Here is a 23231-nt window from a genome sequence, read left to right on the forward strand (position 1 = left end):
TGACCAAAAGCTGGATAGGTCAGGCCGAAAAGGAGGCAAGCAGGTCGCTTTCCTCCTTGGTCGACATGAGTATTAGCCCGCTAGTTGTAACTAACGGTCATGATAGCCAGATGAGGATTGTTATTAACATTACGGGTAGAAACCTGCCCGATAGAGTGCGGCAGTGAAAAATTAGGAAGATTTTTAGTATCGATAGTGTTGGTCTGCTGGATGGTTTTACCGCCCCTGTAGCATTCACTGACCACTTTATTGGCGGACGTATTCAACATACATCCATCTTCAACGATGGCGCCATAAAAACGGATGGTGCCCCCTGAAGAACTTACTGCTGCCTGTGTCATCCCTGAGGTACAAAATCCAAAAAACAAGATCGCAATGATTTTGTTCATGGGTGCCTCAATTACAGTTAGTTTACTTGCGTGAAACATTAATTTAACCAATATAAAATACAGACTTATCTGACAAATAAGTAGGGTTTTGCCTACAAGTTTTTCTTATGCACAATGTGCTCTACACCTCTATTTCATCGGCGGAATACTGGATTTTCTTGATAGCTGGCGGCATCTTATTACTCCAAATAATGACCCATGACATGTAACGCCAATAAAGTCGTTTATTTTCATATGGTTAATGCAACGCCTTTAATAAGGGATTTTTGATGACCAAAACCAATCTGATCACCGGCTTTTTGGGTAGCGGAAAGACCACTACCATTCGCCATTTGCTGGCTCAGAAACCTGAGGGGGAAAAGTGGGCAGTATTGGTTAACGAATTTGGTGAAATTGGCATCGACGGCGGCCTGTTGGCAGACAGCGGCGCGGTGCTGAAAGAGATCCCCGGCGGCTGCATGTGTTGTGTCAACGGACTGCCGATGCAGGTAGGCCTGAACATGCTATTGCAGCAGGCAAAACCGGACCGGTTGCTGATCGAACCCACGGGCTTGGGCCATCCGAAGCAGATTTTGTCGCTGCTAGGTTCCGAGGTGTACAAAAGCTGGCTGACCCTCAACGCTTCACTCTGCCTGCTTGATGCGCGCAATCTCAGCGACCAACGCACGGTGGAAAACGAGAATTTCCGCGATCAGCTGGCGGCAGCGGACATCATCGTGGCAAACAAGTCCGACGTTTATAGCGAGCACGACCAACAAGCGCTTAGCGCGTGGCAGGGCCAGTGGGCCGCAGGCCGTGAAGTGGTGATTGCTGCTCAGGGGGAGATTGATATTAGCCTGCTGGACAAGCCGCGTTTAAACCAAGTACAACTACCCGACGGCGCGCACCACCACTCTCACCCTGCACAAAAAGGGTTGGCGGCGCTCAGCCTGCCAGGCCATCAGCGCTGGCGGCGGGCGTTAAATCAGGCTGACGGCTATGCAAGCTGCGGCTGGATTTTCGACCAAGAGACGGTTTTCGACACTACAGGTTTGCTCGACTGGGTGCGCCTAGCGCCGGTAGACCGAGTGAAAGGCGTCATGCGTATTAAGGAAGGCACCTTGGTGGTCAACCGTCAGGGAGAAGATTTGCATATTGAAACTCGCCCGATGGCGCCCTTAGACAGCAGAGTTGAGCTAATTACTCGCAATGAAACCCAGTGGAATGAACTACAATCTTCTTTGTTGAAGATTCGTTTAAGTTAAGCGGCTTACCGTATCGCCCACAATATTACTTAACATTCGCTAATTAACAGGTCCCTACTTATGTGGCGTCGCAATATCCCCTCTATCCTGATACTGAATGTATTGGGTATTGCTTTGTTTTTATCTTATTACCTGCCCGCGAACCACGGCTTCTGGTTCCCTATCGACTCGTCGATTTTCTTCTATTTCAACCAACATTTGGCGACTAACCAGACCTTCCTGCACGTGGTAGCCATCACCAACAACCGGGCTTTTGATGGTATTTCACTGCTGGCAATGGGCCTGTTGTACTTTTCTTACTATATAAAGAGGGATACCGCCGGACGCCGCCAGATGATTTTGATTGGTTTCGTCATGCTGCTGACCGCCGTAGTGCTTAATCAGCTGGGGCATTTACTGCCCGTCAGTCATAAAAGCCCATCGCTGAGCTTCCCAGATGTGAACCGCGTGAGCGAATTGACCGGCATTCCGACCAAAGACTCTTCGGGCGACAGTTTCCCCGGCGACCACGGGATGATGCTACTGGTGTTCACCTGCTTTATGCTGCGCTACTTGGGTAAAACGGCCTTTGGCGTTGCGCTGCTGATCACCGTCATCTTCTCCCTGCCGCGCCTGATGATCGGCGCACACTGGTTTACCGACATTGCAGTAGGGTCATTGTCCGTGGTGTTGGTGGGAGCAAGTTGGTGGTTGATGACCCCGGCAAGCGACAAATTGGTAGGTTGGTTAGACAGAACATTACCCAAGTTGCGTTCAAAATAAGCCATTTTTAGACCAAGCATATTTTTTAACATCTATTCATAAATATTATGGTTCGGCAGGTTAATCTCACACTGCCGAACTTTTCGTTTAGAGATTATCTGGCATAGCTTTATTGAATTTTTATTACACAGCCCGCTTGTGCTGTGCTTTTGAGCCAAAGCCGTACAAATAACGCTCATCTCTTTTTACATTAACGCTAACATCACTTTACATCACAATTTCATATAAAAAATCCCGCAAAACCTCTCGCAATCCCTTATTCATTACGGTACTCTCCAAAACGCTTGCACAGAAATGTGGCATAAATGGCTTGATCCAAGAAAAAGTGTGTCGTAACGCACATTTCCCTCGTCAGGCGTTTGCTGCTCCTGTTTGCGGCAGGTAGTCTCGCTTCGTTTGGCAATTTATAACGATTAAATCGTTAAGGACTTCAAGGGATAACAACAACAATGGTCAAGTCTCAACCGTTTATGAGATATGTTCTGCGGCTGATACCCGCAATTGGCGCGGCAATTCTTCTCTCCGCGTGTAGTGGCACACATTCTTCGAATACAGAAAACGCGCAAACTGATATGCGTGCAGTAAATGACAAAGATGGTCTTCTACTGCAAGCCTCTCAGGATGAATTCGAAGCAATGGTTCGCAGCGTCAACGTAAAATCCAAAATCATGGATCAGTACGCTGACTGGAAAGGCGTTCGTTATCGGTTAGGTGGTGACAGCAAGCGTGGTATCGATTGCTCAGCCTTCGTTCAGGTAACCTTCCGCGAACAATTCGGCATGGACTTACCTCGTTCAACGTATGAACAAGAGGAAAAGGGCAAGAAAATCCAGCGCACGAAATTACGTGCCGGTGATCTGGTTCTGTTCCGTGCAGGCTCTACGGGTCGCCATGTAGGCATTTATTTAGGTAACGATCAGTTTGTTCACGCTTCCACCAGCAACGGTGTGATGATTTCAAACTTAAACGAAACTTACTGGAATAAACGTTTCCGTGAAGCAAGACGAGTTTTAGTTAGTGGTGAACATAGCTAACGTATAAATAAACTCTTGTTGTCCCAAGCCAAGCGAACTATAAAAAACGTCATCTCCGGATGGCGTTTTTTTTTGTTAATTTTATTAGGCTTCGTTATAAAAATATTTGAAGTTTATTTAATGACAGTTAATCATTTCTCTACGTTATACTTTAAATTCCGCAACATACTGAGTGAAGGTTGAAAAAATGGGGTTGAATTCGGCTCTCACCCATAGTGTTTTACCCAGACGTACTTATCTTATTCGAAGCCTATTTGCCGCCACCCTGCTCTTTTTCATTTTCTCTGCCGCAACGCTCTACACCATTGCGATAAAAAATAAACAGCAACAACAGCAAGTCAGCGATCGCACCGTAGAGTACAGCAAAGCGTATTTGCAAAATCTCACCGCAACCATGAAACGCCTTAGTCAGTTGCCAGAGAAAAACTGTGACATGGCAACCGATCAGCTAAGCCGCGACGCGGCCCTTACCCTTGGGGTTCGCGATTTCCTGCTGGTCCGTGAAGGCAGGGTCTACTGCTCGTCGGCGACCGGCGAAATGTCTCTGTCTGTGCAAGACTTTTTCTCCGGACTCGACTGGCGCAAGCCGCTGGATATTCAGCTTGAGCAAGGCACCAGTTTCATTCCAAACCGGCCGGTGATTGCCGTCTGGTATCGCAACCCTGACGTCAGCGACAGCGGCATTTTGGCCACCATTGAGCTGACGCTTTCTCCTTATATGCTGTTTGCCCAAACCGACGAAGGCTACCACGGCTTTGCACTGATAGTCGGCGACCGGGCGCTGACCTCCATCGGCAGCTCGCTGATGGCGGTAAAAGATCTGCCCCATAGCCACTATTCTGAAATCAAAATCGATGACTATCCTTTCACTCTGCGCCTCTACGCGCCGCAGCTGACGGGTGAAAACATCCGCTTTACCCTGCTTGCCAGCCTGCTGCTGAGTTTGATGGTCGGCGCACTGATCTATTTCACCCTGATAAGCCGCCACAGCCCGGAGCGCGAAGTGCTGCTTGGCCTGAAGCACAACCAATTCTTTGTGGAATATCAGCCGGTGATGGAGACCCAAACCTTGAAAGTGGCGGGTATTGAAGCCCTGATGCGCTGGCAGCACCCGGTGGAGGGGCGCATTCCGCCGGACATCTTTATCAATTTTGCCGAGTCTCAGGGATTGATCGAGGCGTTGACCCGTCGCGTGATGCAGCTGGCAGCCGCCGATGCCCATCGCCTGATGCAGGTCATGCCGCCAAAAGCCAAATTCGGCATCAATATTTCACCGCATCACATGAAAAAAAGCAGCTTCCGCGATGACGTGATGGACTTCCTGTTCGCCATGCCAAAAGACTATTTTCAGGTGGTGTTTGAAATTACTGAACGCGGCATGGTGGATAACGAAAGCGCCATGCGGGAATTCAACTGGCTGCGTCAGCAAGGCATTGAAATCGCGATTGATGACTTCGGAACCGGCCACAGCGCGTTGATCTATCTGGAGAAATTCACGCTGGATTACCTGAAAATCGATCGCGGCTTTGTGATGTCTATCGACCAAAACACCCTGATCGCCCCGGTGCTGGACACCGTGCTGAAACTGACCGAAGAGTTAAACCTGAAAACTATCGCTGAAGGGGTAGAAACGGTTCAACAGGCCAAATACCTGCGTAAACACGGCGTCAGCCTGCTTCAAGGCTACCTCTACAGCAAGCCGCTGCCGGTGGATGAAATCATCGATTACACTCGCCAAGTGAACGGCGGATTGCTCTCCCCTGAAAAGTAAAAGGTTCTTAAGGTTGAGGATTTCTCTCCATGGTACATTTTGTCTTAGACTCTGTTTGATACTGTGGTAAAACAGCAGGAATATGATAAAAAGACGCTATTGGTAGCATTTTCAACCAGTTTGCCATCAGCAAATTTAGCGGCAGACATCCCGAGCACCTGAGGTGCCGGGAGCGCCCCCCTTTTAGTAGGAGCGACGTGCAGGATGTTTTCGCGACTCATCACAGCAGCTTTATTTTCCGCGCTGAGCCTTTGCGCTCAGGCCGAAGTCATTCAGGACAGCTACGCCTTCTCCGTTCTGGGTGAACCTAAATATTTTTCCAACTTCAGCAACTTCGATTACGTCAATCCGGCTGCGCCGAAAGGCGGCACTATTCGCCTGGCGGCCATTGGCACCTATGACAATTTCAACCGCTACGCCTCGCGCGGCAACCCGGCGGTGCGCAGCGACACCCTTTACGACAGCCTGTTTACCACCTCTAGCGACGAAATCGGCAGCTATTATCCGCTGGTTGCCGACTCCGCGCGCTATGACAGTAACTTCCGCTGGGTCGAAGTCGATATTAACCCACGCGCCCGTTTCCACGACGGCAGCGCCATCACCGCCAGCGACGTGGCGTTCACCTTCAGCAAATTTATGACCGAGGGCGTGCCGCAGTTCCGCGTGGTGTACAAAGGCGCCGAGGTGAAAGCCATTTCACGCCTGACGGTGCGGATCGTCCTGCCGCGCCCGGACAAAGATATGATGCTCGGCCTGCTCGGCTTGCCTATCCTGCCGCAGAAGTTTTGGGAAAAGCATAAGTTTAACGAGCCGCTTTCTACTCCGCCGTTGAGCAGCGGCCCTTATCGCATCAGTGATTACAAACTGGGACAGTTCGTCACCTACTCCCGCGTGCCGGACTACTGGGCGGCCAATTTGCCGGTCAACCGCGGGCGCTATAATTTCGACACTATTCGCTACGACTACTACCTCGACGACAGCATTGCGCTGGAAGCTTTTAAATCCGGCGCTTTCGACTTCCGAATGGAGGCTTCGCCAAAGAACTGGGCGACGCAATATAAAGGCGCCAACTTCAGCAAAAACTACATTGTGAAGCAGGATGACCAGAATCAGGCCGCGCAGGACACCCGCTGGCTGGCCTTCAATATTCAGCGCCCGCAGTTTAGCGATCGTCGGGTGCGCGAGGCGCTAACCCTGGCCTTTGATTTCGAATGGATGAATAAGGCGCTCTACTTCGGCTCGTGGCAGCGCGCTAACAGCTATTTCCAAAATACCGAGTACAGCGCCAGCAACTACCCTAACTCCGCCGAGCTGGCGTGGCTGGCTCCGCTGAAGGGGCAGATTCCCAACGAGGTCTTTAGCAAGCTTTATCACCCACCTAGCTCCGACGGCAGTGGTAATGACCGCAGCAACCTGCTGAAAGCCACTGAGCTGTTAAAACAGGCGGGCTGGGAAGTCAGAAACCAGCAGTTGGTTAACGCCAAGACCGGCAAGCCATTCACCTTTGAATTGCTGCTGCCGGGCGGCGCGAATACCCAGTATGCCCTGCCCTTCCAGCACAATTTGGCGCGTTTAGGTATCAAAATGACCCTGCGCGAAGTCGATAATTCACAGTTTATTCGCCGTATTCGCCAACGGGATTTCGACATGGTGCCGAGCGTTTACAGCGCGATGCCCTACCCCAGCCCTGACCTGCAAATTATCTGGAACAGCAAATACATTGATTCAAGTTATAACCGCCCCGGCGTGAAAGACCCGGCGGTCGATAAGCTGACAGACGAGATAGCCGCCAACCAAGGCAAGCAGGACGCCCTGCTGGCTCTGGGACACGCGCTGGACCGCGTACTGACGTGGAACATGTATATGATCCCCATGTGGTACAACAACCACCAGCGCTACGCCTACTGGGACAAATTCTCCATGCCATCCATTCAGCCGATGAATGGGCTGGAGATGGACACTTGGTGGTATGACTTTAACCGCGCTAACCGTTTACCGGCAGAGCGGCGCTAAGGTGGGCCTGTGACATCCTACATCCTGCGCCGCCTGCTGCTGATCATTCCCACCCTGTGGGCGATCATCACCATCAACTTCTTCATTGTGCAAATCGCCCCCGGCGGCCCGGTCGATCAGGCTATTGCCGCCATTCAAATGGGTAAAAGCAGTGGCATCCCCGGCAGCGGCGGTGGCAGCGATCTCGGCAAAGCCTCGCCTGGCGTGGGCCAAGTAGGCGACAGCCAGTATCGCGGCGCGCGCGGGCTGGACCCGGAAGTCATCGCCGAAATTACTCACCGTTTTGGCTTCGACAAGCCGCTGCATGAGCGCTATTTCGACATGCTGTGGAGCTATGTGCGCTTTGATTTCGGCGACAGTCTGTTTCGCGGTTCCAGCGTCATGCAGTTGGTCAGGGACAGCCTGCCGGTGTCGGTCAGCCTTGGCCTGTGGAGTACGCTGATCATCTATCTGGTGTCGATTCCGCTGGGCATTCGCAAAGCGGTGAAAAACGGCACGGCTTTTGATAATTGGAGCAGTTCGCTGATCATCATTGGCTACGCCGTGCCCTCTTTCCTGTTCGCCATTCTGCTGATCGTGCTGTTTACCGGCGGCAGCTACCTCGACTGGTTCCCGCTGCGCGGCCTGACCTCGCCCAATTTCGACCTGCTTCCGTGGTATGGCAAAGTGACCGACTACCTCTGGCACATCACGCTGCCGGTGCTGGCGACGGTGATTGGCGGTTTCGCCACCCTCACCATGCTGACTAAAAACTCCTTTATGGATGAGATCCGCAAGCAGTACGTGGTGACGGCGCGGGCCAAGGGGCTGAGTGAGAAGAAAATTCTTTACCGCCACGTGTTCCGCAACGCCATGCTGCTGGTGATCGCCGGGTTCCCGGCCACCTTTATCAGCATGTTTTTTACCGGCTCACTGCTGATTGAAGTGATGTTCTCCCTGCAAGGGCTGGGGCTGCTGGGTTATGACGCTATTGTCTCCCGCGACTTCCCGGTGATGTTCGGCACCCTGTACATCTTCACCCTCATCGGCCTGTTGCTGAACATTATTAGCGATATCACTTACACGCTGGTTGACCCCCGCATCGACTTTGAGGCCCGCCAATAATGACGCTAAGCCCTCTGAATCAGGCGAGATGGGCGCGTTTTCGCGCCAATAAACGCGGCTACTGGTCGCTGTGGATTTTCCTCACGCTGTTTATCCTTTCGCTACTTTCTAACATTCTTGCCAATGATAAACCCCTGCTGGCGAGCTATCAGGGCCAGCTGACGGTGCCGTTTTTGTTTGATTACAGCGAAACCACTTTTGGCGGCGAGCTGCAAACCCCGACCGACTACCAAGACCCCTTTGTGGTTGGGCAAATCGAGAAACACGGCTGGGCAATCTGGGCGCCTATTCGCCGCAGCTTTAACTCGATTAATTTCGCCACCGATCAAACTTTCCCTTCGCCGCCTTCTGCCGACAACTGGCTGGGTACCGACGGCGACGGCCATGACGTGTTGGCGCAACTACTGTACGGCCTGCGTATTTCGCTGTTTTTCGGTATCACGCTGACTGTACTTTCCTCGCTGATTGGCGTGCTGGTTGGCGCGACCCAGGGCTACTACGGCGGGCGCATTGACCTGCTCGGCCAGCGGCTGATTGAAGTCTGGTCGGGGATGCCGACGCTATTTTTAATCATCATGCTGTCGAGCGTGGTGCAGCCGAACTTCTGGTGGCTGCTGCTGATTAGCGTGCTCTCCGGCTGGATGATTCTGGTTGGCGTGGTGCGCGCCGAGTTTTTACGCACTCGCAACTTCGACTATATCCGCGCCGCGCAGGCGATGGGGGTCAGTGACCGGATGATCATGCTGCGCCACATGCTGCCGAACGCCATGGTGGCGACGCTGACCTATATGCCCTTTATCCTCTGCGGCTCGATAACGACCCTCACTTCGCTGGATTTCCTCGGCTTTGGCCTGCCGCCGGGGTCGCCGTCGCTGGGTAATTTGCTGCTGGCCGGGAAGAATAATTTGCAGGCCCCGTGGCTCGGCATCAGCGCCTTTGTCGCTCTGGCCCTGCTGCTTTCACTGCTGATCTTTATCGGCGAAGCCGTGCGCGATGCCTTTGACCCGTCGTCAAAGCCGCAGCCAGTCTCTACTAAGGGCCGCTGATATGAGTCATTCTGCTTTATTAGATATTCAAAACCTCAGCGCGGCCTTCGAGCTAGGCGACACCTCGCGTCAGGTGATAAGCCAAGTTTCGCTGAAGGTTGATCAAGGGGAAACGCTGGCGCTGGTTGGCGAGTCCGGCTCTGGGAAAAGCGTCACCGCGCTGTCGGTGCTGCGCCTGCTGCCTAACGTGACCTATCCCGAGGGAGACATTCTGTTTGCCGGCCAGTCGCTGCTCAATGCCAGTGAAAGCACCCTGCGCAAAGTGCGCGGCAACCAGATTGCGATGATTTTTCAGGAGCCGATGGTTTCACTGAACCCTCTGCACAATATTGAAAAGCAGCTGGCGGAAGTGCTCTCTTTGCACCGGGGAATGGGCCGCGAAGCCGCGCGCGGCGAGATAATCAGCTGTCTCGACCGCGTGGGGATCCGCCAGGCGAAATCTCGCTTAGGGGATTTCCCCCACCAGCTTTCCGGCGGCGAACGCCAGAGGGTGATGATTGCCATGGCGGTGCTCACCCAGCCCAAGCTGCTGATCGCCGATGAGCCGACCACCGCGCTGGACGTCTCGGTGCAGGCGCAGATCCTCAAACTGCTCAACGAACTGAAGCAAGAGCTGAATATGGGGATGCTGTTTATCACCCATAACCTGAACATTGTGCGCCAGCTGGCAGATAACGTGGCGGTGATGCAGCACGGCAAGGTGGTGGAAACCCAGCCGCGCGCCCTGCTCTTCAGCCAGCCGCACCACCCTTACACCCAGCGCCTGCTGCAAGCGGAGCCGCAGGGTCGCCCACGGCCGCTGGATAGCACCCAACCGGTTCTGTTGGAAGTCAAAGACCTTAGCGTGACCTTTTCCCGTAAACGCGGCTTACTGCGCCGCACCGTTAGCAGCAAGCAGGCGGTGAATAAACTGAGTTTCAGCCTGCGTCGCGGGGAAAGTATTGGCGTGGTGGGGGAATCTGGCTCAGGGAAAAGCACCACCGGGCTGGCCCTGCTGCGCCTCATTAGCTCGCAAGGGGAGATCCTGCTCGGCGGCAAGCCGCTGCATCAGTTCACTCGCCGCCAGATGCTGCCTTTTAGAAGCCGGATGCAGGTGGTGTTTCAGGACCCCTTCTCGGCGCTGAACCCGCGCTTTACCGTGGAGCAGATTATCGCCGAAGGATTATTAGTTCACGGCAAGCTCGACGCCAATCAGCGCCAACAGCGGGTGATTAAGGTGATGCAAGAGGTGGGGCTGGACGCCGAAACGCGTCATCGCTATCCGGCAGAGTTCTCCGGCGGGCAGCGCCAGCGCATTGCTATCGCCCGCGCGCTGGTGCTCGAGCCGGAAATCTTAATTCTTGATGAGCCAACGTCGTCGCTGGATAAATCGGTACAGGCGCAAATTCTGGCCATTCTCAGCGAGCTGCAACTGCGCCTCGGCCTGTCTTATCTGTTTATCAGCCACGACCTGCGGGTGGTGCGCTCGCTGTGCCACCAACTGATCGTGCTGCGGGACGGGGAAGTCGTGGAACAAGGAGATTGCGAGGCGATTTTCCGTGCGCCAGCACACCCCTATACGCAGGAGTTGCTGTCACTGTCGACCTTAGAAGATTGAAGCGCGGAAAGTCAGAAAGGGTAAAGCGCGGAGACAGTTTCAGCGATAGCCGCGCCGGTATTTTTCAGTCGGCAGAGGGTGGCGCTTTCATCGTCGCGTTTTACAAACAGGCAGGGCTGGCCGTCGCACTCGACGACAGAGCTTTCCACCTGAATCTCCTGCAAGCATTCGGTCAGATGGTGCATAACCTGCCACGCCACCTCGCCTTCGTGGCTCAGTAGCTTCAGTCCAATCAGGTTGCTGCCCTCTTCGCTACCCGGTAGCGGAATCGGTTCAACCTTGATGCCGTCAAAACCCGTTAACCAACGGTAACTTTGCGGCAAACGATGTACTACCGAAAGTTGGATATTATTCACGAGGATCCCCAGATGATTCACTCATTACTTCATTCACGCAAACGCTGCGTGTATAGCAAGTTATAGCCTTTGAACTCAAAGTGCGCTCGCCGATTCAACAAAATAATTAACATTATTGTAACGTCACGAACACAAAATGTTGGCTAATTGATGATTTTATGTCCAGCTCGTGGTCGTTCTGCGAGCCAGATCTCGTTTTGACCTCTTTGTAACCTTTTTCACCCCATATCTCAACCAATTTAATTCATCGGCGTTACTTTCTTGACTCTATTTTTTTACAATTTAAAAACATCTTTTGTTAAAGAATATCGCACGATTTGTTTTCACCCTTTTTAATTTTAGGATTATTATCCGCACCGTTTTTACTGCTTTATGTTTTAACTGCTTTCCCTTTCCTGAGCCCGCTTGGCTCATATTCCAATACCAGCGAGAATTGAAATGGATAATGATCCGTCAATGATTGATAACAATGCGCCCGAAAATGGTACCGGTTTCAGTCGCCGTGACCTGATTAAAGGGCTCACCTCTGCGATGGTGGCCACCACCTTACTCGGTTTTCCGTTCCTGACTCAGGCGGAAAAAGCCACGGCAGAAGCCTCCCCGGTAATTTTTGGTCAGTTCTACCTTGTCTCTCAAGCCGTCACTGAGCATAAGAATCTCAGCGAAGGGGCCTCAGCCCAAATTTTCAACGCGCTGTTCCGCGGACAGCCCGACTTCCCTTTGCAGGTCAGTAAGCTACATGCTCTGGTTAACAGCAATCAGACAGCAAAAGAGCTGCAAGCGTTAGCCAAACAGCAAGGTCTGGGCGATCTGGTGACTAACATCGTCACCGCGTGGTACACAGGTTCGGTCGGACATGGTACCGATTCCATCTTAATCTCTTATAAAGACGCGCTGATGTACCGCCCGGTGAGTGATGGCCTGATTGTGCCAACTTACTGCGGCAACGGTCCGCTGTGGTTCACCGCCGCGCCGCCAGCCGCCGCCATGCCCGAGGCGATGAGTGCCGACCGTTTCGGCCCGGCTACAGATACCAACCAAGTGAGTAAATCCTGATGAAAAAACCTGAATTTATGGCGAACGGCGATGCGTCCGCTGATGTGATTGTGGTCGGTTCTGGCGTAGTTGGCGGCATGATTGCCGATCAGCTGGTCAGTCAGGGTTACTCGGTGCTGGTGCTGGAAGCCGGTTTGCGCATTGAGCGCGCTCAGGCGGTAGAAAACTGGCGCAACATGCCGTTTGAAAACCGCGCTGGCTCTGACTATCAGGGGCTTTACCCGCAGTCGGAAAACGCCCCGGCCCCACTCTACTTCCCAGAAAACAACTATGTGCATCTGACCGGCCCGAGCGCCAGCAGCTTTAAACAGGGCTATCTGCGCACCGTCGGCGGCACCACCTGGCACTGGGCGGCCTCCTGCTGGAGACACGTCCCGAACGATTTCAAAATGAAAACGCTGTACGGCGTTGGCCGCGACTGGCCGATCTCCTATGACGAGTTGGAGCCTTACTACTGCCGCGCGGAAGAAGAGATTGGCGTTGCCGGGCCAAACGACCCCGAGCTGCAATCCCCTTCCGAGCGCAGCAAGCCCTACCCGATGGAGCAGGTGCCTTACGGCTATGGCGACACCCGTTTTGCCGAAGTGGTGAACCCGCACGGTTATCGCTCAGTGCCCATCCCCCAGGGCCGCAGCACCCGTCCGTGGAATGGCCGCCCAACCTGCTGTGGCAACAATAACTGCCAGCCAATCTGCCCAATCGGCGCCATGTATAACGGCATCGCCCACGTCGAACGCGCCGAAAACAAAGGTGCCGTGGTACTAGCCGAGGCGGTGGTTTACAAAATCGACACCGACGAAAACAACAATGTCACCGCCGTTCACTGGCTGGACAACAAAAAGCAGTCGCATAAAGCCACCGGCAAAGTGTTCGCGCTGGCCTGTAACGGCATTGAAACCCCGCGCCTGCTGCTGATGGCGGCGAACGAGAAGAACCCGAACGGCATCGCCAACTCGTCCGATCACGTCGGCCGTAACATGATGGACCACTCGGGCTTCCACTGTACTTTCATTGCCCAAGAGCCGCTGTGGATTGGTCGCGGCCCGGCGCAGAGCAGCTGCCTGGTTGGCCCGCGCGACGGCGAGTTCCGCAAGGAATACTCCGCCAACAAGATGATCCTCAACAACATCAACCGCGTGATCCCGGCGACCTCCAAAGCCCTGCAAATGGGTCTGGTGGGTAAAGAGCTGGACGAAGAGATCCGCCGCCGCGCCATCTATGGCGTGGACCTGTCCATCAGCCTCGAGCCGCTGCCAGACCCGAATAACCGCCTGACGCTGAGCAAAACCCGTAAAGACCCCCACGGCCTGCCGTGCCCGGATATTCATTACGACGTCGGCGATTATGTGCGTAAAGGCGCAGAGGCCGCGCACAAGCAGCTGGAGCACATTGGTCAGCTGTTTATGGCTGACGAGTTCAACATCACCACCAGCCTTAATGCCAACAACCACATCATGGGCGGCACCATTATGGGCAGCGACCCGAAAGATTCCGTGGTCGACGGCAACTGCCGCACTCACGACCACGCCAACCTGTGGTTGCCGGGCGGCGGCGCGATCCCCTCTTCCAGCGTGGTCAACAGTACCCTGACCATGGCGGCACTGGGCCTAAAAGCGGCAGATGATATGGCGAAGAAACTGGCAGGTGCGGCATGAAAATAACGCTTCTGAAGGGCATCAGCCTCGCGCTGTTCGGCCTTGCTTTGAATGGCGCGGCACAGGCCGAGCTGTCACAGGCTGAATGGGCACAGCAGGGTAAAATGGTCGCCAGCGCGGCTGACTGTCAGGCTTGCCACACCAATCCGGGCGGCCAGCCTTTCGCCGGGGGATATCCGATCCACTCGCCGATGGGCACCATTTTCACCACCAACATCACGCCGTCCAAGCAGTTTGGTATCGGCAATTACACTGAGGAGCAGTTTGCTCGCGCGGTGCGCCAAGGGGTACGCCCGGATGGCAAAAACCTGTACCCGGCCATGCCTTACACCTCTTACAGCCACATGAGCGATGAAGACATCAAAGCCATGTATGTCTACTTCCAGACGCAGGTCAAACCGGTCGAAAGCCCGACGCAGGAGACGGCGCTACCCTTCCCATTCAATATGCGGATTGCCATGGCAGGCTGGAACTTGATGTACCTCGACAGTACGCCGTTTAAACCGGATGCCAGCAAAAGCGCCGAGTGGAATCGCGGCGCTTATCTGGTCAACGGTGCCGGGCACTGCGACACCTGCCACACCCCGCGTAACCTGATGATGGGTTCGGTGACCGATAAGCCATTGGCTGGCGGCATGGTCGGGCCTTGGTATGCGCCAAATATCAGTTCAGATCCGGTGAGCGGAATTGGTAACTGGACCCAGGCTGAGCTGGTGGAATACATGAAAACCGGCCGCGCTAATGGCAAGAATCAGGCCGCTGGCCCGATGGCAGAAGCCGTCGAAAATAGCCTGCAATACCTGCCTGACTCCGACCTGAACGCCATTGCCTTCTACCTCAAGAACAGCACGCCGGTGCGTGACCCTGAGGATAAGCAGTCTGCCGATACCTTTGGTAAAGCCTTTAACGTCGAGGAAGGTTTGCGCGGCGCGCATCCGGCCAACGCCAATGGCACCATTGATAGCGGCGCGGCGCTGTTCAGCGGCTACTGCGCCAGCTGCCACCAGCCGGACGGCTCAGGCAGCAAAAATCAGGCTTATCCATCGCTGTATAACAATACCGCGACCGGGCTGGGCAATGCGTCTAACCTGATTTCAGCCATTCTGTACGGTGTCGATCGCAACGTCGGCGGCCACCACGTGCTGATGCCAAAATTTGGCGAAGGCTCTTATGTCGGTCAGCTTAACGACCAGCAAATCGCGGATATCTCCAACTATGTGCTGACCCACTACGGCAACGCGGCGATTCAGGTGAATGCCCATGACGTCGCGGTGTTACGCGCTGGTGGGCCAATCACCCTTCTCGCCAAGTTGCAGCCTTATATGGCTCCGGCGATGGTGGCTGGCGTGGTTATCTTATTAGTGCTGATTTTCTGGCTGGGAAGACGGCGTACTAACGCCTGATTGAGAGGAAATCAACACCCGGCGCTCTGCCGGGTGTTTTCATTTTAAGCTTGGTGCAGACTAGCCGCGCCCGACCAGCGGCATGGCCGACGCCATAATGGTCATGGTGAGCACGTTGGTGTCCAGCGGCAGTCCGGCCATAAAGGCCACGGCTTCCCCCACTCTCTCTACCGGAATTACCGGCTCTTCGGCAATCTCGCCGTTGGCCTGCATCCTGCCCGCCAGCGCCAAATTCCCCATATCCGTCGAAGCATTACCAATGTCGATTTGCCCACAGGTAATGTTGAAAGCGCGGCCGTCCAGCGCCGTCGATTTGGTCAAGCCGGTGATGGCGTGCTTGCTGGCGGTATAAGGGGCTGAGTTCGGTCGCGGCGACTGGGCCGAAATCGAACCATTATTAATGATTCTACCCCCCATCGGGCTTTGCTGTTTCATCAATCCCACCGCGGCGCGGGTGCATAAGAACGCGCCGGTCAGGTTGGTGTTGATCACCGACAACCACTCCTGCACCGGCAACTGCTCGATGGGCAGGTCTTTGGCATTGGTACCCGCGTTGTTAAACAGCAGGTCCAGTCGGCCAAAAGTGGCGTGAATATCGGCAAACAGCGCGTCGACAGACTCCGGGCTGGTGACGTCCAGCTGGCGCGCAATCGCCTTCCCCGACGGCAGCTCCACCAGCGCCTGTTCCAGCTTCTGCGGGTTGCGCCCGGTGATGATCACCGTGAAGCCCACATTGGTCAGCGCTTTTGCCGTGTTCAACCCGATACCACTGCCACCACCGGTCACTAAGGCTATTTTGGTCATCCTCAATCTCCTATACGGCTGCGAGCATGCCGCCATCAATAAAGAGTAGATGCCCATTGACGAAATCGGAGGCCTTGGAGGACAGATATACCGCGCCGCCGATCAGCTCTTCCGGGTTGCCCCAGCGAGCGGCCGGCGTGCGTTTGCACAGCCAGTCGGAAAACTCTTTGTTATCCACCAGCGCCTGGGTCATATCGGTTTTGAAGTAGCCCGGCGCGATGCCGTTGACCTGAATATTGTAGCGGGCCAGCTCGACGCACATGCCGCGGGTCAACATCTTCACCGCCCCTTTCGACGCGGCGTAAGGAGTGATGGTGTCGCGGCCAAGTTCACTCTGCATTGAGCCAATGTTGATGATTTTGCCGCGTTCGCGTTTCACCATGTAACGCGCCACGGCCTGTGACACCAGAAACACGGATTTTTGGTTAACCGCCACGATGTCGTCCCAATCTTTCTCAGGGAATTCGGTAAATTTGTGGCGGCGCTGGATACCGGCGTTGTTAACCAAAACGTCAATCGGGCCGATTTCACTTTCAATCTGGTCAATGGCGGCGTTCACCGCTTTGCTGTTGGTGACGTCAAACGAGACGGCGTGAGCAATAAAACCTTCGCCGCACAGCGCCTCGGCCGCCTTTTCGGTGGTGTCTTGCGAGGTGCCGTTGACGATAATTTCTGCGCCGTGCTGCGCCAGCCCTTTCGCCAGCAGGAAGCCAATACCGCGCGTTGAGCCGGTGACCAGAATTCTTTTATTATCGAGGGAGAACAGGTTTGTCATGATGGCGTCCGTCTAAAAATAAGCTGTAAAAGTGAGGAATTCGATATGTCACACTTAAACGGTTTATCGGCGGGCAAACTGTGACGCAGATCACTCTGCTCCGTGTTAACAAACTCTGTTACCACAAGCGTGATCGCTATCATTTTGCTAACATGTTTCCTGCATAATCATGCTTCTTTCTTCTTACAGGACCCTGCACGGATGAGAAACCAGCGCGTCACCTTGCAAGATATCGCGTTACTCGCCGATGTAACCAAAATGACCGTCAGCCGTTTTTTGCGTACCCCTGAGAAGGTGTCGCCCGAGACGCGCGATCGCATTGCTAAAGTCATGGAAGAGGTGGGCTACCCGCTGGAAGATGTCGAACGACCGCAAAAAACGCCACGCATTGGCATTCTGGTACCCTCTTTTAATAATCAGATTTTCTCCGATTTGCTGGCAGGCATCGAATCTGTCACTTCGCAGCAGGGCTATCAGACGCTGGTAGTGAACTATGAGTACAGCAAAGAACGGGAAGAAGAGCATATTATCAACCTGCTGACCTACCAGCTGGCGGGGCTGATTCTGACTGACTCCGTTCACACCCTGAAAGCTGACAAATATCTGAATGCCGCCGCCATTCCTATCGCGCAGGTGATGGACCTTGATGATACTCATGGCCGTATCGCAGTGGGTTTCGACAACTTTAAGGCCGGGTATGATATGGCTAACACCCTGCTGGCGAGCGGCAAGCAGCAGGTGGTCTATTTCGGCTCGATGTCCGACGCGCGTGATAAAAAGCGCTATCAGGGTTACAGCTTGGCGATGCAAGAACACGGGCTGGAGCCAATGCACATCACGCCGAACCGGGTGTCATCGGTGTCAATTGGCGCGGGCATGTTAGCGCTGGCGCAGCAGCTCTACCCTGAGGTTAACGCGGTGTTATGCACCAACGATGATATCGCGGTGGGCGTGTTACAAGAGTGTCTGAAACAAGGGATCAAAATCCCCGAGCAGATGGCAATTTCCGGCTTCCACGGTCTGGATATTGGCCTCGCCACCACCCCGCTGCTGGCGAGTGTGATCACCCCGCGTTTTGAAATGGGCAAAGTGGCAGCGGAGATATTACTGAAAAAAATCAAAAACCTGCCGACTATTGAACGCGTCGACCTGCATTACCGCATCTCCCTCGGCGGCACCATTTAACTCCCCTTTATCCTCCCCTCGCCGGGGAGGAACCCAGATCACGTTACCAGTAACATCCTTTTTTAACATGATCCAACGTGACCTCAGTCACAAAATAGTTTCCTGAAAATGCTTTTATTAGGGCATCAACTGAGAAGTGCAGTGTCACTTTAAAGATAATCCGAATAGCAGCAGGTAACTGACATGACTTCACTGAATAAAGCGCGGGTATTAATTCTGGCTCCGGTAATGGACAGCTTGACTGAAAAACTGGAACAACAGTTTTCAGTTGAGAAATATTTTGAACAGGATGACCCGCACTCATTTCTGGCCAATAAAGGGAAAGGCATTGTCGGCTTAGTCACGCGCGGGGATTTCGGCGCAAAAAATAGCGTGCTGGAATTACTGCCGGACTTAAAGGTTATTTCGGTATTTGGCGTCGGCACCGATGCCATTGATTTAGACTACACCGCCGATAAAAATATCCACGTCGAAATTACCGAAGGGGTATTAACCGACGACGTCGCCGATATGGCTTTGGCATTATTACTCGCCACTTCGCGCAATATTTGTCAGGCCGACCAATTTGTCCGCGAGGGTAAATGGCAAAACGGCGGTTTCCCATTATCCAGCAAAGTCAGCGGCAAACGGGTGGGGATTTTCGGTATGGGTCAGATTGGTCAAGCCATTGCCCGCCGCGCGCTGGGCTTCGACATGACCGTGGCTTACGCCAGCAACCACAAAAAGCCCGAGTTACCTTACACCTTCTACCCGGACGTTAAGCAGCTGGCAGCCGAAAGCGATGTGTTAATTATCGCCGTCTCCGGTGGCCCGAAATCAGCCGGAATTATCGATAAATCGGTATTTAACGCCCTGCCAAACAGCGCGCTGGTGATCAATATTTCTCGCGGCAGCGTGATTAACCAAGGCGATTTAATTCAGGCATTAACAGATAAACAAATCGCTGGGGCGGGTTTGGACGTATTTGCCGAAGAACCTCAAGTTCCACAGGAATTAATTGCCATGACCAATGTGGTATTACAGCCACACTTGGGCAGCGCAACCCATGAAACACGTCAGGCAATGAGTGAGAAAGTCCTGAGCAACTTACATAAACATCTGGATTAGAAATATTGCTCCCACCCCATGACCTTAAAAAAAGGCGTTAATAAAAGCGCTTTATATAAGAACTGATGGACCCTTTGCCGGTGATGTAAATCACCGGTAGAGATTCCCTGTATAACCGAGGTGTTAACGATGGATAATAAAATCCCTAAAGCCCGTTGGTTACGCGTCATCACACCAATATTAATCGCCTGTATTATCTCCTTTATGGACCGGGTGAATATTAGTTTTGCGATGCCCGGCGGCATGGATGCTGAATTAGGTATTACCGCCTCGATGGCCGGTCTTGCGGCAGGTATTTTCTTCATTGGTTATCTGTTCTTACAGGTGCCCGGCGGCAGCATTGCGGTTCACGGCAGCGGCCGTAAATTTATTGCCTGGTCACTGGTGGCCTGGGCGGTAATTTCTGTGCTGACCGGCATGGTCACCAACCAATATCAACTGCTGTTCCTGCGCTTCGCGCTGGGTGTCTCCGAAGGTGGGATGCTGCCGGTGGTCCTGACCATGGTCAGCAACTGGTTCCCGGACAAAGAGCGCGGGCGCGCAAACGCCTATGTGCTGATGTTCGCCCCGCTCGGCGGCATGATCACCGCCCCGCTCTCCGGCCTGATTATTGACGCCCTCGACTGGCGCTGGTTGTTTATCATCGAAGGTGGTCTGTCGCTGGCGGTAATGCTGTTCTGGTGGTTCACCATCAGTGACCGCCCGGAAGAAGCCAAATGGCTGTCCGAGCGCGAACGCGATTATCTGGTGACAGAACTCAATCGCGAGCGCGAAGCCCTGCGCGCCTTGGCCCCGGTGCAGCGCGCACCGCTGAAAGAGGTGTTCCTGAACGGCTCGATTCGCAAACTGATCATCATTAACTTCTTCTACCAGAGCGGGATTTACGGCTACACCCTGTGGTTGCCAACCATCTTGAAAAACCTGACCGGCGGCGACATGAGCTCGGTGGGCATGCTGGCAATCATCCCTTACGTCTGCACCATGCTGGGTATTTTGACCATGTCGGTATTCTCCGACAAAACCGGCAAACGCCGCCTGTTTATTGTGTTGCCGCTGTGTGGCTTCGCCGCCTGTCTGGCCGCGTCGGTGATGGCGAGCGGCAATATCTGGGTTTCCTACGGGTTCTTGGTCGGCAGCGGGTTCTTCCTGCAGGCCGCCACCAGCGCCTTCTGGACCATCCCGAGCAAGGTCACCACGCCAGAAGTGGCGGGCAGCGCGCGCGGCGTGATCAACGGTCTGGGTAATCTCGGCGGCTTCTGCGGCCCTTATCTGGTGGGCGTGCTGGTGGGCCTGTATGGTCAAAGCACGGCGATTTACGCGCTGGTTGCCTCACTGCTGATTGCGGCGCTGGTGACCATGACGCTGCCGAAAGAGTGCGATATGGCGCTGGTTCCCGGCGCTCGCGCCAAGGCGATGGCGGATGACTATGCACGGGCCAAAGCGTCGCGTAAAAGCCAGAGCGTGAATGCGCAGATTGCAGGATAAAACGAGGAGTTGGCTCCCTGCCCTAGATTGGTAGGGAGCCAGAGGAAGTGACTTAAGACTCTTTCGCCACGGCCGCTTTTAGCGGCCGACTTGCATATAAGTAGAGCATCATGGCGATAGCCACGCAGAACGCCATACTGATGGTCATCGGCCAGGCGCTGTGCGCAGGCACCATCGCCAGCAGCGCGGTGATTAACGCCCCGGTGCCGAAACGCAGGGTTCCCGCCAGAGAGGCCGCCGTGCCCGCCATGTGAGGGAAATCATCCATAATGACCGCCATCGCATTTGACGTGACCATGGCGATAACCCCGACATACCCCGCCACGCCGATAACCAGCGTCCAGAATGGCAGATTGAAGATGCACACAATAACCAGCCACAGCCCCATCACGAATTGCACCATCAGCCCAAAGCGGAACATCCACTCCGCCCCTTTGCGGCGAACATAGCGGCCGTTGATCACCGTCAGGATCACCAGCGCCACCACGTTTAAGGCGAAGTAGAAGCCAAAGTTCTGTGGAGAAACGCCGTTCAGCTCGATATAGACAAAAGGCCCGGCGCTAAGGAAGGAGAACATCCCGGCGAAGGAGAAGCCGCTCGCCAGCATATAGCTCAGCACGCGCTTGTGGCGGAACAGAGAGGCGAAGTTGCCGAGGCTGGTGCGCAGGCGGAATTTCTGCCGACGCTCAACCGGCAGCGTCTCTTTGATATAGACCCCCACCAGCGTCGCGGCGATCAGCGCGGCAATCGCCATCGCCCAGAAAATCGCGTGCCAGCTAAACACCACCATCAGCAAGCCACCCAGCATAGGCGCCAGCAGCGGAGCGACAGTCATCACCAGCACCACGAAAGACATCATTCGGGAGAACTCGTCTTTGGTGAACATGTCGCGCATCAGAGCGTTGATCACCACGCTCGCCGCCGCAGCCGACAGGCCGTGCAGGAAACGCATGTGGACCAGTTGCTCAATCGACTGCGCCATTGCGCAGGCCGCTGCCGCTAACGCGAAGACCAGCACGCCCCAGAAGATAACCGGCTTACGACCAAGGCTGTCTGCCATCGGACCGTAGAAAAGCTGCCCAACGGCAAAGCCCAGCGTGTAGGCGCTGAGGGTCATTTGCACACTGCCCGCGGGCACGCCAAACTCTTTGGCAATGACAGGCATACTTGGCAAATACATGTCGATAGCCAGCGGCATCAACATCGACAGCAATCCCAAAATGAAGATCAAACCCACATGGGATACCCGTTTCTCTTCCACGTTCACCTGCTCCTTTTCACGACATAAAAATCATTAATTATCAGAGCCAAACCCTAAATCATTCGTGTTGCAACAAGGCGGCAACCGAGTGAATCCCCGGGAGCTTACATCAGTAAGTGACCGGGGTGAGCAAGGGCAGCCAACGCCGTTGCAGCGCGAAGGATGACGGGTTTATCGGCCAGGAACGTCTACGCTGGCTATCTCTGCTTCTGTTAATGGACGGTATTCGCCCGGCTCCAGATCTTCATCCAACACGATGTCGCCGATACGTTCGCGGTGCAGCTCCACCACGCGGTTACCCACGGCGGCAAACATGCGTTTTACCTGATGATAGCGGCCTTCGCTGATGGTCAGGCGCACGACGCACTCTTCCAATTGCTCCAGCACGGCTGGCTTGGTCAGCGAATCTTCATTGTGCAATTGCACACCGGCGGTGAACTGCGCGGCGGTATCCTCGGCCAGCGGCTGTTCGAGGGTCACCAGATAGGTTTTCTCGCAATGATGTTTCGGAGAGGTAATGCGGTGCGACCACTGGCCGTCGTCGGTCATTAAGACCAGACCTGTGGTATCAATATCCAGACGCCCTGCGGCATGCAGCTTGTAGGCCACCGGCTCTTCGAGGAAGTAGAGCACCGTCGGGTGATCGGGGTCATCGGTTGAGCACACATAGCCCTGCGGCTTGTTGAGCATAAAGTAGCGAGGACCAGTGATCTGCTCGAGCACGTTGCCGTCGAATTCGACGCGCTGCTGGGGGTCCAGCTTTAGCGAGCCGGTTTTGACGATCTCGCCGTCCACGGTCACGCGTTTGTTACGAAGTTCGCGCAGCGCGATTGCGCGGCTTACACCCAGCTGCTGGGCTAAAAATTTATCGAGACGCATTGAATCTGCCTAACCTTTCTTGGCGACCTCGCGGGCCGCTCTACTGATAAAATACAACACCCCGCCGCTACCAAAAGGCCGCTGACAGGGTTGAGAGTTATTCGGTACGTATCTTTGCAAAGCGTTAGTCATCGCAGAGCGTGACCAGAATTACGCGGGGGCAGCCGGGCTGCCGATGTGAACATTCAGTATAGCCGTGCTTGCCGCATCATCATAGAACCTTATCAATGAGAAAAAAAAAGACGGCACGCAGAGATAATCGCCATCAATGCCAAAAGTTGGCATACTCCATAACTGGCTTTATT

At 54.3% G+C, this 23231-nt stretch carries 20 protein-coding genes; 14 read left to right on the plus strand and 6 right to left on the minus strand.

Translation table 11 applies throughout. The annotated features are described in order from the left end of the window. Positions 1-80 precede the first annotated feature (80 nt). Positions 81-389 carry a YmdA family protein gene (locus V2154_RS13655; RefSeq protein ID WP_353502716.1) on the minus strand — a complete coding sequence of 103 codons (309 nt, stop codon included), beginning with the start codon at positions 387-389 and terminating at the stop codon, positions 81-83. A gap of 269 nt (positions 390-658) precedes the next feature. Here V2154_RS13655 and V2154_RS13660 point away from each other — a divergent pair, with 269 nt between their 5' ends. The 8 genes from V2154_RS13660 to yejF all read left to right on the plus strand — a co-directional run bounded on the left by V2154_RS13660 (position 659) and on the right by yejF (position 10960). Beyond that, the gene (locus V2154_RS13660; RefSeq protein WP_353502717.1) at positions 659-1633 is read left to right on the plus strand and encodes a CobW family GTP-binding protein; all 975 of its coding nucleotides are present in this window, start codon (positions 659-661) and stop codon (positions 1631-1633) included. A gap of 60 nt (positions 1634-1693) precedes the next feature. Then, complete coding sequence (locus V2154_RS13665; protein WP_353502718.1) at positions 1694-2395, plus strand: phosphatase PAP2 family protein; 702 nt, start codon at positions 1694-1696, stop codon at positions 2393-2395. 449 nt (positions 2396-2844) lie between these two features. Further along, entirely contained in the window at positions 2845-3429 is a 585-nt protein-coding gene (mepS, locus tag V2154_RS13670) for a bifunctional murein DD-endopeptidase/murein LD-carboxypeptidase (RefSeq protein WP_034791636.1), read from the plus strand. Between the two features lie 187 nt (positions 3430-3616). Continuing rightward, the gene (gene pdeN, locus V2154_RS13675) at positions 3617-5200 is read left to right on the plus strand and encodes a cyclic di-3',5'-guanosine monophosphate phosphodiesterase PdeN (RefSeq protein WP_353502719.1); all 1584 of its coding nucleotides are present in this window, start codon (positions 3617-3619) and stop codon (positions 5198-5200) included. Between the two features lie 204 nt (positions 5201-5404). After that, on the plus strand, positions 5405-7213 hold the full coding sequence (locus tag V2154_RS13680) for an extracellular solute-binding protein (RefSeq protein WP_353502720.1): 1809 nt from the start codon (positions 5405-5407) through the stop codon (positions 7211-7213). Between the two features lie 9 nt (positions 7214-7222). Next, positions 7223-8317 (plus strand): microcin C ABC transporter permease YejB, encoded by a 1095-nt coding sequence (locus V2154_RS13685; protein WP_353502721.1) that lies wholly within the window; start codon positions 7223-7225, stop codon positions 8315-8317. Beyond that, positions 8317-9363 (plus strand): ABC transporter permease, encoded by a 1047-nt coding sequence (locus V2154_RS13690; protein ID WP_437342005.1) that lies wholly within the window; start codon positions 8317-8319, stop codon positions 9361-9363. The genes V2154_RS13685 and V2154_RS13690 overlap by 1 nt, the downstream gene beginning before the upstream one ends. Before the next feature lies 1 nt (position 9364). Beyond that, positions 9365-10960, plus strand: coding sequence for a microcin C ABC transporter ATP-binding protein YejF (gene yejF / locus V2154_RS13695; RefSeq protein ID WP_353502722.1), 1596 nt, complete (start codon positions 9365-9367; stop codon positions 10958-10960). Positions 10961-10971: 11 nt separating this feature from the next. On the opposite strand, the gene V2154_RS13700 is transcribed toward yejF, so the two are convergent. Further along, complete coding sequence (locus tag V2154_RS13700) at positions 10972-11316, minus strand: YejG family protein (protein WP_034791642.1); 345 nt, start codon at positions 11314-11316, stop codon at positions 10972-10974. A gap of 438 nt (positions 11317-11754) precedes the next feature. Here V2154_RS13700 and V2154_RS13705 point away from each other — a divergent pair, with 438 nt between their 5' ends. From V2154_RS13705 to V2154_RS13715, 3 genes are read left to right on the plus strand one after another with little or no spacing between them, the layout of a single operon-like run. Further along, positions 11755-12372, plus strand: a complete 618-nt coding sequence (locus tag V2154_RS13705) for a sorbitol dehydrogenase family protein (RefSeq protein ID WP_353502723.1) — start codon at positions 11755-11757, stop codon at positions 12370-12372. Next, positions 12372-14027 (plus strand): GMC family oxidoreductase, encoded by a 1656-nt coding sequence (locus tag V2154_RS13710; RefSeq protein ID WP_185689691.1) that lies wholly within the window; start codon positions 12372-12374, stop codon positions 14025-14027. The genes V2154_RS13705 and V2154_RS13710 overlap by 1 nt, the downstream gene beginning before the upstream one ends. Beyond that, entirely contained in the window at positions 14024-15430 is a 1407-nt protein-coding gene (locus V2154_RS13715; protein ID WP_353502724.1) for a c-type cytochrome, read from the plus strand. Before V2154_RS13710 ends, V2154_RS13715 begins: the two co-directional genes overlap by 4 nt. Before the next feature lie 60 nt (positions 15431-15490). Here V2154_RS13715 and V2154_RS13720 read toward each other — a convergent pair whose 3' ends face one another. Together V2154_RS13720 and idnO are read right to left on the minus strand one after the other, a co-directional pair. Then, positions 15491-16234 carry an SDR family oxidoreductase gene (locus tag V2154_RS13720; protein ID WP_353502725.1) on the minus strand — a complete coding sequence of 248 codons (744 nt, stop codon included), beginning with the start codon at positions 16232-16234 and terminating at the stop codon, positions 15491-15493. Positions 16235-16244: 10 nt separating this feature from the next. Continuing rightward, the gene (idnO, locus tag V2154_RS13725; protein WP_353502726.1) at positions 16245-17009 is read right to left on the minus strand and encodes a gluconate 5-dehydrogenase; all 765 of its coding nucleotides are present in this window, start codon (positions 17007-17009) and stop codon (positions 16245-16247) included. Between the two features lie 201 nt (positions 17010-17210). Here idnO and V2154_RS13730 point away from each other — a divergent pair, with 201 nt between their 5' ends. The 3 genes from V2154_RS13730 to V2154_RS13740 all read left to right on the plus strand — a co-directional run bounded on the left by V2154_RS13730 (position 17211) and on the right by V2154_RS13740 (position 20786). Beyond that, positions 17211-18194, plus strand: a complete 984-nt coding sequence (locus tag V2154_RS13730; protein ID WP_100935042.1) for a LacI family DNA-binding transcriptional regulator — start codon at positions 17211-17213, stop codon at positions 18192-18194. 183 nt (positions 18195-18377) lie between these two features. Continuing rightward, a complete protein-coding gene (locus tag V2154_RS13735) occupies positions 18378-19301 on the plus strand; it encodes a 2-hydroxyacid dehydrogenase (RefSeq protein WP_353502727.1) in 924 nt (307 codons plus the stop codon). Positions 19302-19430: 129 nt separating this feature from the next. After that, positions 19431-20786 carry an MFS transporter gene (locus V2154_RS13740; RefSeq protein WP_185689685.1) on the plus strand — a complete coding sequence of 452 codons (1356 nt, stop codon included), beginning with the start codon at positions 19431-19433 and terminating at the stop codon, positions 20784-20786. 52 nt (positions 20787-20838) lie between these two features. Here V2154_RS13740 and V2154_RS13745 read toward each other — a convergent pair whose 3' ends face one another. Both V2154_RS13745 and rsuA read right to left on the minus strand, forming a co-directional pair. Beyond that, on the minus strand, positions 20839-22047 hold the full coding sequence (locus V2154_RS13745; RefSeq protein ID WP_353502728.1) for a Bcr/CflA family multidrug efflux MFS transporter: 1209 nt from the start codon (positions 22045-22047) through the stop codon (positions 20839-20841). A gap of 171 nt (positions 22048-22218) precedes the next feature. Beyond that, positions 22219-22926, minus strand: a complete 708-nt coding sequence (gene rsuA / locus V2154_RS13750; protein ID WP_353502729.1) for a 16S rRNA pseudouridine(516) synthase RsuA — start codon at positions 22924-22926, stop codon at positions 22219-22221. Positions 22927-23231: the final 305 nt, after the last annotated feature.

Source organism: Ewingella sp. CoE-038-23 (assembly GCF_040419245.1).
GTDB classification, from domain to species: Bacteria; Pseudomonadota; Gammaproteobacteria; order Enterobacterales; family Enterobacteriaceae; genus Ewingella; species Ewingella allii.

Coding starts and splice junctions, on each gene's coding strand:
- V2154_RS13655 (WP_353502716.1), bottom strand. CDS start 389: ATGAACAAAATCATTGCGATCTTGTTTTTTGGATTTTGTACCTCAGGG.
- V2154_RS13660 (WP_353502717.1), top strand. CDS start 659: ATGACCAAAACCAATCTGATCACCGGCTTTTTGGGTAGCGGAAAGACC.
- V2154_RS13665 (WP_353502718.1), top strand. CDS start 1,694: ATGTGGCGTCGCAATATCCCCTCTATCCTGATACTGAATGTATTGGGT.
- mepS (WP_034791636.1), top strand. CDS start 2,845: ATGGTCAAGTCTCAACCGTTTATGAGATATGTTCTGCGGCTGATACCC.
- pdeN (WP_353502719.1), top strand. CDS start 3,617: ATGGGGTTGAATTCGGCTCTCACCCATAGTGTTTTACCCAGACGTACT.
- V2154_RS13680 (WP_353502720.1), top strand. CDS start 5,405: ATGTTTTCGCGACTCATCACAGCAGCTTTATTTTCCGCGCTGAGCCTT.
- V2154_RS13690 (WP_437342005.1), top strand. CDS start 8,317: ATGACGCTAAGCCCTCTGAATCAGGCGAGATGGGCGCGTTTTCGCGCC.
- yejF (WP_353502722.1), top strand. CDS start 9,365: ATGAGTCATTCTGCTTTATTAGATATTCAAAACCTCAGCGCGGCCTTC.
- V2154_RS13705 (WP_353502723.1), top strand. CDS start 11,755: ATGGATAATGATCCGTCAATGATTGATAACAATGCGCCCGAAAATGGT.
- V2154_RS13710 (WP_185689691.1), top strand. CDS start 12,372: ATGAAAAAACCTGAATTTATGGCGAACGGCGATGCGTCCGCTGATGTG.
- V2154_RS13715 (WP_353502724.1), top strand. CDS start 14,024: ATGAAAATAACGCTTCTGAAGGGCATCAGCCTCGCGCTGTTCGGCCTT.
- V2154_RS13720 (WP_353502725.1), bottom strand. CDS start 16,234: ATGACCAAAATAGCCTTAGTGACCGGTGGTGGCAGTGGTATCGGGTTG.
- idnO (WP_353502726.1), bottom strand. CDS start 17,009: ATGACAAACCTGTTCTCCCTCGATAATAAAAGAATTCTGGTCACCGGC.
- V2154_RS13730 (WP_100935042.1), top strand. CDS start 17,211: ATGAGAAACCAGCGCGTCACCTTGCAAGATATCGCGTTACTCGCCGAT.
- V2154_RS13735 (WP_353502727.1), top strand. CDS start 18,378: ATGACTTCACTGAATAAAGCGCGGGTATTAATTCTGGCTCCGGTAATG.
- V2154_RS13740 (WP_185689685.1), top strand. CDS start 19,431: ATGGATAATAAAATCCCTAAAGCCCGTTGGTTACGCGTCATCACACCA.
- rsuA (WP_353502729.1), bottom strand. CDS start 22,926: ATGCGTCTCGATAAATTTTTAGCCCAGCAGCTGGGTGTAAGCCGCGCA.